Below are 13,150 nucleotides of genomic sequence, written 5' to 3' on the forward strand. Positions count from 1 at the left end.
GTAACCAGGCAGGATCAGCCCGGCAGCCTGACCGGCATCAACAGATAGGTGTATTGGGACTGAGGCGCCGCGAACTTGCCGGAATCGTCGGGCACCAGCTCCTCGTCCGACGTCGGACGCAGCACTGCAGGCCGACTCGGGGTGGTGAAACCGAACGTGACCTTCTCGCTGTGCAAGGAGGACAGGCCGTCGATGAGGTACCCCGGGTTGAACGCGATGGTGAGCGCCTCACCCTGGAAGTCGGCCGGCAGAGCTTCCTCGGCGCGGCCGGCATCGTCGCCGCCTGCCGAGAGCAGCACACCTTCGGCGTTGAATTCCAGACGCACCTGCGCACCGCGTTCGGCGACGAGTGCCACGCGCTTGATGGCCTCGACCAGCGGCGCGATCTCGAGTGTTGCGACGGCGGTGTGCTCCGCCGGGAGCAACTGACGGAACTTCGGGAATTCCGCGTCGAGCAGTCGAGTGGTCGTGCGGCGCCCGTCACTGACGATTCCGAGCAAACCGTCGCTCCCGATGGAGGAACCCGAACCGAGAGCGAGCTCGACGGGCGAACCCGCGTTGCCGCCGAGAGTCTTGGCCGACTCGGACAGGGTCTTCGCCGGAATCAGCACTGCGGTGGTGGTGTCGGCACCGGCGGGAGTCCAGTCGACCTCACGAACCGCCAACCGGAATCGGTCGGTCGCAGCCAGCACGACGTTGGTGCCGTCGATCTCGACACGGATACCGGTCAGCATGGGAAGCGTGTCGTCCTTGCCCGCCGCAATGGCGACCTGGGCAATTGCCTCGGAGAAGACATCACCGGCCAGCGAACCGGTGTTGCTGGGCAACTCTGGTAGCTGAGGATAGTCCTCGACCGGCATCGTCGGCAGCGAGAATTTTGCGCTTCCGCAGTTGACGAGAACGCGGGTCCCGTCGACGGTGACGTCGACGGGCTTGTTCGGCAACGACTTGGTGATATCGGCAAGTAGCTTGCCCGACACCAGAACTCGTCCTGCGGTGGCCACTTCGGCCGAAACTTTCACCTGGGCGGAGACCTCGTAATCGAAGCCCGAAACCGTCAGACCCTGTTCGTCGGCGGCGAGCAGAACGCCACCGAGAACGGGAACGGGCGGCCGGGACGGCAGGCTGCGGGCCACCCACGCCACGGAATCGGAAAAATCTTCACGAGCAACGCGAAACTTCAAACTTCCAAGCTCCATCGCTCGGCATTTCCTCTCGTTCGGGGCATTCGTGTGCACAGTCGAGCGGTGCGACCACGATCGTCGCGGCTCCAACCGATGCAACGACGAGTCTGGCACATCCAGCGCAAGCACACCGTATGCCCTTCGAGACGAAGTTGAAAGCTCGGGCGAGGCCGCGAAGGGCACCGATGCGGTCGTCGGAAGGGGGCTGTGAACGGATCGTTCCCCAACACCTGTTTTCAAAGAAGTTCTTTCAAGGAGAAAACAGAAGTATTAATAGGTCCTGTGCAATCTGTGCATGGAGCCCTCGCGATGCTGGTGGCTAGGCGTGGTGTCGTGGGGATGAACTCGGGACCAATCTGCGGTTGACGGACGGCTGCCTGTGGACCAATCGCATCGGTGCACAGGCGCCCACATTCCATCCCCAGAAGTCGACGGTTGTCCACATGGTTATCCACAGGTGTGAATCAATGGTCGTCGGCTCCGAAATGTCATCCGATTCGGCCCAGAATCGGCCCGGATTCGGCGCGGAATCGACCCAGATTCGATCCGGAATCGACTGGAGATCGTGTTCGATCGACGCCCGAGTCGAACCGAGGCGGCACCGATCACCGACGAAAACGGCGACGGCACCGACCCCCGCGATGGGAATCGGCGCCGTCGCCGTCGTTGCCGAAGGACTGTGGAGCTATCGCTTCGAGCGCTGCTTGATACGCGCCGTCAACTCCTGGACCTGGTCGTAGACCTTGCGACGCTCGGTCATTTCCTTGCGAATCTTCTTGTCCGCGTACATCACCGTCGTGTGATCTCGGCCGAACGTCTGACCGATCTTCGGTAGTGACAGGTCGGTGAGCTCTCTGCAGAGGTACATCGCTATCTGCCTGGCCATGGCCAATGCCCGGGCCTTACCCGGCCCGCACAGGTCCTCGATGGAGGTGTCGAAGTATTCCGCGGTGACGGCCATGATCGTGGCCGCGTTGATCTCCAAGCTGGACGAATCGGGAATCAAGTCACGTAGGACGACCTCGGCGAGGGTGAGGTCGAGGGCCTGTCCGTTCAACGAGGCGAATGCCGTCACGCGAATGAGGGCGCCTTCGAGCTCGCGGATGTTGCGCTCGATGCGGCTGGCGATCAGCTCCAGGACGTCGTGCGGCACGTCGAGTCGGTCCATCCGAGCCTTCTTGCTCAGGATGGCGATTCGCGTCTCGAGCTCCGGTGGCTGGACGTCGGTGATCAGGCCCCACTCGAAGCGGGTACGCAGCCGCTCCTCGAGGGTCGCCAACTGTTTGGGTGGTCGGTCGGACGAGACGACGATCTGCTTGTTGGCGTTGTGCAGCGTGTTGAAGGTGTGGAAGAACTCTTCCTGGATACCTTCCTTGCCCTCGATGAACTGAATGTCGTCGACCAGCAGCACGTCGGTCTCCCGGTAGCGGCGCTTGAACGCCACCTTGCGGTCGTCACGGAGACTGTTGATGAAGTCGTTGGTGAATTCTTCGGTGGAGACGTACTTGACGCGCATGCCCGGGAACAGGCGCTGCGCGTAGTGACCGGCCGCGTGCAGCAGGTGCGTCTTGCCCAGGCCCGATGCCCCCCACACGAACAACGGGTTGTACGCCCGGGCGGGTGCTTCGGCGATGGCGACCGCGGCGGCGTGCGCGAACCGGTTGGAGGCGCCGATCACGAACGTGTCGAAGGTGTACTTCGAGTTGAGGCTGTTGGCACCCGACGACGGTGGCGTCGACTCCGGTGGTTTGGTGAAGTACGTCGGCCACGAGTTCTGGACACTGGCGAGGGCTTCCCGCTCGTCGTCCACTTCCTCGTAATCGGCGGTCTCGGAGTCCGACGGCTCGTCGTCTCTGCTGGTCAGGACGCGGCGCCGGTACGTCGGGGAACTGACGGCATCGGGATACGTCGAGCGCTCGGTTTCGAGCTTCTCGTCCTCGGGGGCGGAGATCCGAACGCCGAGACCTTCGACACCCTGTCCCAGATGGCGCCCCAGGGCTCCCAGGATGGGTTCGCGCAGGTCACGTTCGATCGCTTCCTGAGCGAAGGTCGACGGGACGGCGAGCAGAGCGAAGCCCTGAGTCAACGTGAGCGGTTTGACCAGCGCGAGCCAGGCCTTCTGGCCCTTGGTCAGCGGCGACCCACTGTGTCGGTCGGACGTCAGCTCCGCGACTACCTCGGGCCAGATGCGCGCAAGCGCATCCGGATCGTCGTTCACGTCGATCCCTCCGTCGTCGAGCTTGTAGGTCTCGCCGGACTCCGACAACCGATTCGGTGCGGCGTTTCGAACCCGCGCAACCGCGTCGTCGGATAGCGTCGTCGATCGTGCGCCTCCGCGGCCGAGACAAGGGTCCTTCGGTGGACCCCGCAAGGTACGAATATGCCACCTGAACTGTGTTTCCACACAATTATCCACAGGTGTGGATAAACGACACCGATGTGAGCCCAACCGTCACCGAGTGGCGTGGTAGTACGTATACGACAGTCTGACCTGCGGCGATAGCCGTTGTCAGTCGTTCGATCGCAGCAACGACCAGTTGCGCGGCGCCGCGGAACGACAGATATTGTCGACTGTTCGGCCCGTCCGAGGTCTCGTCGTCCGTGGCCTGTGTATGAATCGACGGATCGGTCGATGTCGAGCGAGTTTGACCACCGGTGACTCGATCAGTACTCTCGAACAGTCACCCAATAGCGAGGTGGCCGATGCTTGCTGGCTGCTCACAGTCTGTCTTCACTCGGATTTCTCGCTCGGGAGGCTAGCGAGTTCATCCGAACTCGCTGAGAACCTTTACAGCAGGCGCCGACATATCGGCGTCTTCGAATCTCGAGGAGTGTTGACCGTGGCCAAGGGCAAGCGGACGTTCCAGCCGAACAATCGCCGCCGCGCGCGCGTTCATGGCTTCCGTCTTCGTATGCGTACCCGTGCGGGTCGTGCAATCGTTTCCGCACGTCGCGGCAAGGGCCGCAAAGAACTCACAGCCTGATAACCGTTCGTCCGAAGCTTGGAGCTCGGGATGCTTCCTGAGCCGAATCGGCTGCATCGCGCACGTGACTTCACCGTGGTGATGCGTCGAGGACGCCGAATGGGTAGATCGGACCTGGTCGTACACGCAGTTGCGCGTCACGAGCAGGACATCGCATCCACCGTTCATGGGCCACGTTTCGGATTGATCGTCAGCAAGGCAGTCGGGCCGGCCGTAACTCGTCATCGAGTTGCGCGCCGGCTTCGGCATATCTGTGCCGAGGTGATCGACGGGCTCGCGGTGAACACCGACGTGGTCATTCGAGCACTTCCGGGTGCTGCGCATGCATCCTCGGCAGATCTACACGTTCAACTGCGTTCAGGTTTAAAGAAGCTCGGTCTACTCGAAGCTCCGAAGGGTCCGCCGTCATGACATTCATGGGCAACCTTCGTTCCATTCCTGCTCGAACTCTCGTCTATTGCATCGTGTTGTACCGGACCTATGTGTCCCCGATGCGGCCCCCTACCTGTCGCTTCTCCCCTACCTGCAGTGAATACGCCATCGAGGCGCTCCAGGTGCACGGGATGCCGAAGGGCTCGCTCCTGGCAGTCGTCCGCCTCCTCAAATGTGCTCCCTGGCACTCTGGAGGCTGGGACCCGGTGCCCGAACCCGGTAGGTGGCGCGCAACCGTCACCGAGCTGACCGAAACCGAAGAACACCACGATCTCCTGCGAGTGGAAGAACAGAGGAGTACATAGAGCCGTGCTCGACTTCATTTACTACCCGGTTGCCTGGATTCTCTGGGTGTGGCACAAGGTGTTCGGCTTTGTGTTCCAGGATCCCAGCAATGGCTTCGCCTGGGCATTGTCCGTCGTCTTCCTCGTCTTCACCCTCCGGCTGATCCTGTACAAGCCCTTCGTCAAGCAGGTACGCACCACGCGGCAGATGCAGGAGCTGCAGCCGCAGATCAAGGCGCTGCAGAAGAAGTACGGCAAAGACAAGCAAAAAATGGCCGTCGAGATGCAGAAGCTGCAGAAGGAACACGGCTTCAACCCGCTGATGGGTTGCCTCCCCGTGTTGGCACAGGCACCCGTCTTCATCGGCCTGTTCCACGTGCTTCGCTCGTTCAACCGCACCGGCACCGGTTTCGGTCAGCTCGGGCTGACGCCCGAAGAGAATCGTGAGCTGTCGAACTACGCGTTCAACGTGTCCGATGTGCAGTCGTTCCTCGATGCTCGTCTGTTCGGTGCACCGATCTCGGCGTGGATCACGATGCCGCAGGATCAGCTCAACGCCTTCGCTGTGGGTCCGGGAGCAACCATTCCGTCCACATGGGTCATTGCGGCCGTATCCATCCCACTGATGATCATCGCGGCGATCATGACGCACCTGAACTCACGTGCGTCGGTCGCACGTCAGAGCGCTGCCGCGGCAGCAAACCCGCAGTCCGCGATCATGAACAAGCTGGCCCTCTACGTGTTCCCGCTCGGCGTCCTCGTCTTCGGCGCATTGCTTCCGATCGCCATCCTGCTGTACTGGGTCAGCAACAACACCTGGACCTACGCGCAGCAGCACCTCGTGTTCGGCAAGATCGACAAGGAAGAGGCCGCCAAGGTAGCGGCCGCCGTCGAGAAGCGCTCGGAGAATGCGCCCAAGCCAGGAGTGAAGCCGGTCTCGACCACCAAGCCCAAGCCCGGTGCTCGGCCGAAGCTCTCGAAGATGGCACCGACAGGTGAAGAGTCCTCGACCGATGCCGGAACCGCCGGGACGGAGTCCTCGTCAGGGTCTGCCACGCCGAGCAAACCGCGACCGCAGGCGAACAGGAACAAGTCGACCAAGCGCAAGCGGCGCTGACCGACACGTCGAGAGAAGGACGAACATGGCAGCGCACGCCGAAGAAGCACAGAACGACGAAGTACGGAACGCAGCAGCTGGGGATGGAGTGGGTGACGTGATGGTCGAGACCGATCAGGTGAGTGCCGTCGAGACGGAGTCCGACGACGACGCAACCGTCGGCGACGCCGTACAGAAGACGCCGTCGGTTCCCACGAGTGTCGATGACGTTGCGGACTCGAATGACGACGATTCGGATGAGGACGACGAAGACGACGAGGACTACTTGGTCGAGGAAGGCGAAATCGCCGGCGACTACCTCGAACAGCTTCTGGACGTGCTCGACTTCGACGGAGACATCGACCTCGACGTAGAGGGTGATCGCGCGATCGTCAGCATCGACGGCGGAGACGATCTCGCCAAGCTCGTCGGTCGCAAGGGCGAGGTACTCGACGCTCTGCAGGAACTGACCCGTCTGGCTGTGCAGCAGTCGACGGGCGAGCGCAGCAAGCTGATGCTCGACGTTGCCGGGTGGCGCGCCAAGCGACGCACCGAGCTCGGGAACCTGGGTGCCGAAGCAGCACGTCGAGTACTCGAATCCGGAGAGCGTGAAGAACTGACTCCGATGACTCCGTTCGAGCGCAAGATCGTGCACGACGCAGTCGCCAAGATAGACGGTGTCGCAAGCGAGAGCACCGGCGTCGAACCCGCTCGACGGGTAGTCGTCGTCAAGGCATAACGACACTGTCGATAAGCGATGGCCCCCACTTCGGTGGGGGCCATCGTCGTTGGTGTCGAAAGCTCGGGCTTGAATTGCATGGATGTAATTTGCCTTGGGTGTTAGCGGTCGGATGGGCTCCGAGAGCGAAAAATAGTGGGCCCAGCGGTATCGGACGCTTTCGTCACTGTGACGGGTGGTTGCAGGGCGGCTCTGTCCGTGATTCCACGTGATGAACGATGTTTCACGTGAAACGAACGCTGAGGCAGATGTGGATCGAGAGATCGAGGCGGCTCCCCTTCCAGCGGTCATACGCACGCCGATCACGCGACCGGATCCCGGCCCCGTTTGGTCGGCAGCCGATGATCGAGGATTGCTTCGCAGTGCGGCGAAATCGCGGGTGTCAACCAACTCTTGGACCCCAGCCGGTTGCGAGTAGCCGCGACCACCCATCGTGCAAGCGCTCGGAAGCGCCTGCATAGTTCTTTCGGCATCAACGCACGTGGTTGCTCAGTTCCAAGTCCGAGGAAAGAACCAGCCGCGGTGGTACAGCGCACTATCCGACCCTTGGTTCGCTTGCCTCGACACGCGGCAGCAGCGGGCACGTCGTCACCGTGGCCCATTGCGCGACGACATGGCAGGCGGGCCTCGGGGTAGCGGCCTCGCACACCGGGCTAGTTCGTGGCCCCCAACTCTGCTGTCGAGCCGGGAGGAGGTTGGTCCTCACTTGCCGAGCCGGTTTCGGACGAAGACGTGAGCCGATCGACGGACGGTGGGTTGTCTCTGTGCTGTGCTTGCCGCGCGAACACTTCGAGGCATGAGGCGTAGCAGCTTCAGTGTGGGCCATGATGACCTCGTTCTGGAATGCAACGGCGGAGTATCCGGGGACGGTCACGACGCAGCTTGGGTCGAATGAGCATGGTTGGTTCACCATTGCGTGACGTGTGGTGGCCGGCAGTGCGTAGTCACCGTCGGTCGCTTCACGCTCAGCTGAACTCGGTGCGCCAGCATCGGATCTCGAATGTCTGCGAACGCAGGATCACTCATCGTGGGTGCGCCCCGGCATCGCGTCATAAACACGACGGTCGCGTAGGGAAATCCACCTCCCCCCGGATGACTTGCGAGGGGTGCGGACACGTGTGTGTGTTTCACGTGAAACAGTCGGGTTTCTGGCTGGCTGTCACTTATCGAGACCGGGTTCGATTGGACTGATGCCGGCTGGCTCTATGCGTCCGATCCCATTTGCTCTTGGAGGGATCGACGTCGCCGCTCTCGATCGCCCGTGCAGTCGTCGTCTTCGAATTGCGTCTGCGGGTGAAGTGTCCAACCGATCGGAGGGATCCGAGGGTCGCCTACGAATCTGGCCTCCAGACGGATCGTCAGCAGGACCCGTTGTAGAACTTGGCGCCCAGTCCGACTGACGGTCGTCGAGACTACGGCGACGTGGACGGCATCCTAACCCGCAGAGAGTCGGATCGTGTTTCACGTGAAACACGTTCGAGGGCATGATCCTGCCATCGAAGCGTCCGACGGTTTTGAATACGCTCCGGCCGATGCTCACGACATTCGGCGGGCCCGGCTTGAGGAGCAGTCCGAACCGGGCTTCGATCTTGCGACCGGTCGACCGGCGCTCGCGACAGCCGGCGGTAGCCGGGCGCGAGGAGCAGTCCGAGCCGCGCGACATTTCGCGACATGACAAACGATGCCCGAAGCTGTCCGGTTGTATCCGAAAGCGTGGGTGCGCCAATCGCGGACGACCCCACGGCGGGTGCTCGCAACAGCCGGTCCGAACGAGGGGGTGCGGAGTCGGCTTCGAGCTTGGTGCTGTGGGGCGAGGCTGTGGTCGAGAGTGAGGGCGGCGTGTAGCAGGCTCGGTCGAGGCATGATCGATTGCGGTGTCATTCGCGCGACGAATCTGCCGATGCTGTTCGACCCGAGTGACCTGTCCTGTTTCACGTGAAACAGCGAAAGGTGCCCGACAGCACGGAGACGGCCATTAGAGAACGACTCGTCTCGACGAAGTGGTTCCTCCGATCCTGGGCGGGATGGCGGATGCACTTCAGTGAACGCGGTCCCCAACGCCGTCCTCGGGTGTGCTCATCGCATAGGCGGATTGTGTGGGACCCGTGTCGGCTGGTCGGGTCAATGTGCCGATTGGGTGCTTTCCCTTGGCGGGCTCGCCGAGTGTCCATATAGCAACGGTCGTAGGCGGCCCGCCCGAGGACCACATGACGGCGGTGGGTACGGGGCAGCGATCCACTTCTAGTCCCCGGCCTGACGCTCCCCCATCGGATGGGAGACAGGAAGGGCTCTCGTACCGGATGGGTCTGGTCGTACGGGCATCTCGTTAACCATCGGCGGAGCTGGAAGTCCCACTCGATGTGGATCGGTGCACAAGTTCATTGGAGTGCGCTGAGGACATCGGGTTGGTCGGTCCTACGCACGCAATCGACGATTCCCCAGCCGTCGGACCGCGGCGCGGTTTCACGTGAAACACCGGCGTACTCGGCAACGGAGACGTGTCGGGAAAGATGAACCATCGAATCGGGAGCGGGTGCGCGGACGGCGGTCCTGGTGTGCTCCACCCAGCGAATCGGGACTCCAACTCCCGGAACCTCGCAATCTCGTTGACTTACAGAGGTGTCGTTTGGCGATCCGTGCCCGAGCACGGGATGATGTTTCACGTGGAACAAGAAGCGTCGGATAGCACCGAGTTGATGGCCGTCGCCGAGCAGATGTTCGGAGATCGACTGGATCTCGCTCGGAGATATCACGAGTCCTTGGCTACCGCCGGAGTCGAACGGGGGCTGATCGGTCCACGCGAAGTTCCGCGACTCTGGGAGCGGCATATTCTCAATTGCGCCGCGATCGGCGAACTCATCGACGAGGGCGAGACTGTGGTCGACATCGGCAGCGGTGCCGGTCTGCCCGGTATCCCTCTTGCCATCGCTCGACCGGATCTTCGGGTGACGCTCGTCGAGCCTCTTCTGCGGAGAACCGTCTATCTGGCCGAGTTCATCGACGAGCACGATCTGAACGTGTTGGTCGTACGTGGGCGGGCCGAGCAGCCCGGCGTGAAGAAGGAAGCCGGCGGCGCGGATGTCGTCACGTCGAGGGCTGTGGCCCCGCTGGAGAAGCTCGCCAAATGGTCTCTCCCCCTCGTTCACGAACGCGGCCGGATGCTCGCGCTGAAGGGTTCCAGCGCGAGTGAGGAGATCGAACGCGACAGGACTTCCCTCACCCGTATGGGTGCTGGCAAGCTGGAGGTCGTGGAGTGCGGTGTCGGTCTTCTCCCGACACCCACCATCGTTGTCAGGGCAGTCCGTGAGCCGCGGCGGCTCAGTCGCCACTGATGATCGATTGCGGGAATCGCCCCGCGCCGTTTGTATCGAACGTAGAACACATTCAGTTCCGCACTAAGGAGCACATATGTCGGGTGGGTCGGATCCCGCTGTTTCACGTGAAACAGAGTCCAAGAAGAAGTCGTCGAACGCAGCCGCCAACAAGGCGGGGGTGACGAGTGGCTTCGAGTACACCAACTCGATTTCGACCGACGACACCCCGATCGGGGCCGCCGCGCACCGGGCCAGTCAGGTCCTTCACCCGGGATCGGTGACGCTGCCCAAGCCGGCGAGGCGCCGCATGCTGACGATTGCGAATCAGAAGGGCGGCGTCGGCAAGACCACGACGGCGGTCAACCTCGCAGCCGCACTCGCGCTCCAGGGCCTGACGGTCTTGGTGGTGGATCTGGACCCTCAGGGCAACGCCAGCACCGCACTGGGCGTCGAACATCATTCCGGTGTGCCGTCGAGCTACGAGGTGCTCATCGGCGAAGTGAAGGCCAAAGACGCGATCCAGCAGAGTCCGCACAGTGAGCGGTTGTTCTGCATCCCGGCAACGATCGACCTCGCGGGCGCGGAGATCGAATTGGTCTCGATGGTGGCCCGGGAAGGACGCCTCAAGACGGCGTTGTCGGTCGAGGAGTTGGCCGGACTCGACGCCGATTTCATCCTCATCGACTGCCCACCGTCACTCGGTCTGTTGACTGTCAATGCGCTTGTGGCGGCCACCGAGGTGCTGATTCCCATTCAATGCGAGTACTACGCACTGGAGGGTGTGGGGCAGCTGCTTCGAAACATCGAGCTGGTTCAGTCCCATCTCAATCCTGAATTGCACGTCTCGACCGTCATCCTCACGATGTACGACGGCCGCACCAAACTGGCCGATCAGGTCGCCGAGGAAGTGCGCAAGCACTTCGGTGATGCCGTGCTGCGTGCGGTGATTCCGCGCAGTGTGAAGGTCTCCGAGGCACCGGGGTATGGCATGACGGTGTTGGATTACGACCCGGGTTCGCGTGGAGCAATGAGTTACTTGGACGCCGGACGAGAGCTCGCTGCTCGCTCGGCCGGCATCGACGCACGAAAGAAGTAGGACATGAGTCAAGCACGTAAGGGCGGTCTGGGGCGCGGACTAGCGTCGCTCATCCCCACGGGCCCCGATGCCGGACCGCGCCTCGGTAATGCAGCAGCCGACGTGATCATCGGTGCCGACCGCAACGCCAAGGACAAGCCGGACACGTCGACGAAGCCCAAGCGGGCAGCGGCGTCCGACGACACCACAGAGACCGCAACGGCACCTACTCCGACGCCGCCGGTGCTGAACGGGGACGACCTCTCCCCTGTCGGTGCCGTGTATCGGGAGATCTCGCCGGAGAGAATCGAGGCCAATCCCAAGCAGCCGAGGCACGTCTTCGACGACGAATCCCTTGCCGAACTGGTGCACTCGATTCGCGAATTCGGCCTCATGCAGCCGATCGTGGTGCGTCTCGTATCCGGTTCTGCAGCTGCAGGAGATGCCAAGTATCAACTCGTCATGGGCGAGCGGCGGTGGCGCGCGAGCCAGGAAGCGGGCCTGGAGAAGATCCCCGCGATTGTCCGGGAAACCGCAGACGACGCAATGCTGCGCGACGCACTGCTCGAAAACATCCATCGCGTACAGCTCAATCCTCTCGAAGAGGCGGCCGCATATCAGCAGCTGCTCGAGGAATTCGATGTCACGCACGAGGAGCTCGCGGCAAAGATCGGTCGCTCACGCCCCGTCGTGACCAACATGATCCGTCTGCTGAAGCTGCCGATTCCGGTACAGAGACGTGTCGCAGCCGGTGTTCTGTCTGCGGGACATGCACGCGCACTGCTGTCGTTGGACGCGGGATCGGATGCACAGGAATCGTTGGCTGCGCGCATCGTGGCCGAGGGGCTCTCGGTCCGAGCGACGGAAGAAGCCGTCACTCTCGCCAATCGCGAGGACGGTAAGTCCCCCGAACCGGCGGCGAAGCGCAAGCCGATCCAGATGCCGGGCCTTCAGGATGTGGCCGATCGCCTCTCGGATTCGTTCGATACGAGGGTGACAGTGAGTCTGGGTAAGCGAAAGGGCAAGATCGTCGTCGAATTCGGGTCGGTCGACGACCTTCAGAGAATCGTCGAGATGATGGAAGCTCAGAAGAAAAAGTAGCCGCGTTTTTTCAGGACCGGTCATACCAGGGCGTAACGTCACTGTGACGTATATCGACGACGAGTGATCCCGAAAACGGCAAGTTGGATCGAAAACTATTGTGATGCACTAGGTTTCGAGGATCTTCCCCGATCACCAGGTAGCGCGACCCCGTCGCCTATCCTGGTCGAGGAGAGAATCGGCTCCCCACCGAGAATCGAGCGGTGGAACGACTGCACGGAGGCTGAGGTACGCGGTGTCGGCGATGGTGACCGGAGTGACCCTCGGCTCGTTCGAACATCTGCCGGCACATTCTCGGCGGTGTAGCTTCTGGGTCCTCGATCCCACGTCCGACGGCGCGGCAGTGGACCTCGAATTCGAGAACGAGGTGTGGTTGTCGACGATCATGCTCGAGTGGGGATCGTGCGGACAGCTGTTGTCCGTGGACGGCAACACGATCGGGTGTGCGCTGTATTGCCCGCCCCGCGCAGTTCCTCGGGCGTCGACCTTCCCTACTTCGCCCGTCAGTCCCGACGCGGTCCTACTGACCCAGCTTCGTATCGATTCCCCGGCCGATGCGGATCTGCACTCGGCAACACTGATTCAGGCCGTGGTCGGCGATCTCGTCAATCGTGGTGTTCGTGCCTTGGAGGCCTTCGGCATTCGCCACAATGCGGACGACGCGTCACCGGCAATTCCCAACGCGACGGCACATGCGACGTGCTCGGCTGCGACATGCATGATCGACGCCGACTTTCTGGAGAAGGTCGGCTTCGAGGTGGTGGCGCCGCATCACAGGTTCCCGAGACTCCGCCTCGAATTGGATCGCAATCACGGGTGGAAGCAGGACGTCGAATCGGCGCTCGAGCAATTGCTGGTGGCGGCGAGTATCTCGGTGGTCGACATCGAACAGAAGTCGACGGTCGGAGCTCGCTGAACGACGGGCTCCGACCGGTGGCGCG

General features: G+C 62.3%; 11 protein-coding genes. 9 read left to right on the top strand and 2 right to left on the bottom strand.

What is annotated here, in order from left to right; genetic code table 11:
* Positions 1 to 14: 14 nt before the first annotated feature.
* Positions 15 to 1,199 carry a DNA polymerase III subunit beta gene (gene dnaN, locus CH262_RS18070; protein WP_027494999.1) on the bottom strand — a complete coding sequence of 395 codons (1,185 nt, stop codon included), beginning with the start codon at positions 1,197 to 1,199 and terminating at the stop codon, positions 15 to 17.
* 670 nt (positions 1,200 to 1,869) lie between these two features.
* Complete coding sequence (gene dnaA / locus CH262_RS18080; RefSeq protein WP_027495001.1) at positions 1,870 to 3,402, bottom strand: chromosomal replication initiator protein DnaA; 1,533 nt, start codon at positions 3,400 to 3,402, stop codon at positions 1,870 to 1,872.
* A 622-nt stretch (positions 3,403 to 4,024) separates the two neighbouring features.
* Between dnaA and rpmH the strand changes: the two genes are divergently transcribed.
* The 9 genes from rpmH to CH262_RS18125 all read left to right on the top strand — a co-directional run bounded on the left by rpmH (position 4,025) and on the right by CH262_RS18125 (position 13,125).
* Positions 4,025 to 4,168 carry a 50S ribosomal protein L34 gene (rpmH, locus tag CH262_RS18085; protein ID WP_026347786.1) on the top strand — a complete coding sequence of 48 codons (144 nt, stop codon included), beginning with the start codon at positions 4,025 to 4,027 and terminating at the stop codon, positions 4,166 to 4,168.
* A gap of 30 nt (positions 4,169 to 4,198) precedes the next feature.
* The gene (gene rnpA, locus CH262_RS18090; RefSeq protein ID WP_032367623.1) at positions 4,199 to 4,579 is read left to right on the top strand and encodes a ribonuclease P protein component; all 381 of its coding nucleotides are present in this window, start codon (positions 4,199 to 4,201) and stop codon (positions 4,577 to 4,579) included.
* Positions 4,576 to 4,905 (top strand): membrane protein insertion efficiency factor YidD, encoded by a 330-nt coding sequence (gene yidD / locus CH262_RS18095; protein WP_027495003.1) that lies wholly within the window; start codon positions 4,576 to 4,578, stop codon positions 4,903 to 4,905. Before rnpA ends, yidD begins: the two co-directional genes overlap by 4 nt.
* Before the next feature lie 4 nt (positions 4,906 to 4,909).
* The gene (gene yidC, locus CH262_RS18100; protein ID WP_094718094.1) at positions 4,910 to 6,001 is read left to right on the top strand and encodes a membrane protein insertase YidC; all 1,092 of its coding nucleotides are present in this window, start codon (positions 4,910 to 4,912) and stop codon (positions 5,999 to 6,001) included.
* Between the two features lie 25 nt (positions 6,002 to 6,026).
* Entirely contained in the window at positions 6,027 to 6,719 is a 693-nt protein-coding gene (locus CH262_RS18105; RefSeq protein WP_094718095.1) for a Jag family protein, read from the top strand.
* 2,654 nt (positions 6,720 to 9,373) lie between these two features.
* Entirely contained in the window at positions 9,374 to 10,051 is a 678-nt protein-coding gene (gene rsmG / locus CH262_RS18110; protein WP_032371601.1) for a 16S rRNA (guanine(527)-N(7))-methyltransferase RsmG, read from the top strand.
* Positions 10,052 to 10,127: 76 nt separating this feature from the next.
* On the top strand, positions 10,128 to 11,129 hold the full coding sequence (locus tag CH262_RS18115; protein ID WP_094718096.1) for a ParA family protein: 1,002 nt from the start codon (positions 10,128 to 10,130) through the stop codon (positions 11,127 to 11,129).
* Positions 11,130 to 11,132: 3 nt separating this feature from the next.
* Complete coding sequence (locus tag CH262_RS18120; RefSeq protein WP_032400882.1) at positions 11,133 to 12,209, top strand: ParB/RepB/Spo0J family partition protein; 1,077 nt, start codon at positions 11,133 to 11,135, stop codon at positions 12,207 to 12,209.
* Positions 12,210 to 12,444: 235 nt separating this feature from the next.
* Positions 12,445 to 13,125, top strand: coding sequence for a hypothetical protein (locus CH262_RS18125; protein ID WP_094718097.1), 681 nt, complete (start codon positions 12,445 to 12,447; stop codon positions 13,123 to 13,125).
* The last annotated feature ends 25 nt before the right edge of the window (positions 13,126 to 13,150 follow it).

The organism is Rhodococcus sp. 05-2255-1e (assembly GCF_002259025.1).
GTDB lineage: Bacteria > Actinomycetota > Actinomycetes > Mycobacteriales > Mycobacteriaceae > Rhodococcoides > Rhodococcoides fascians.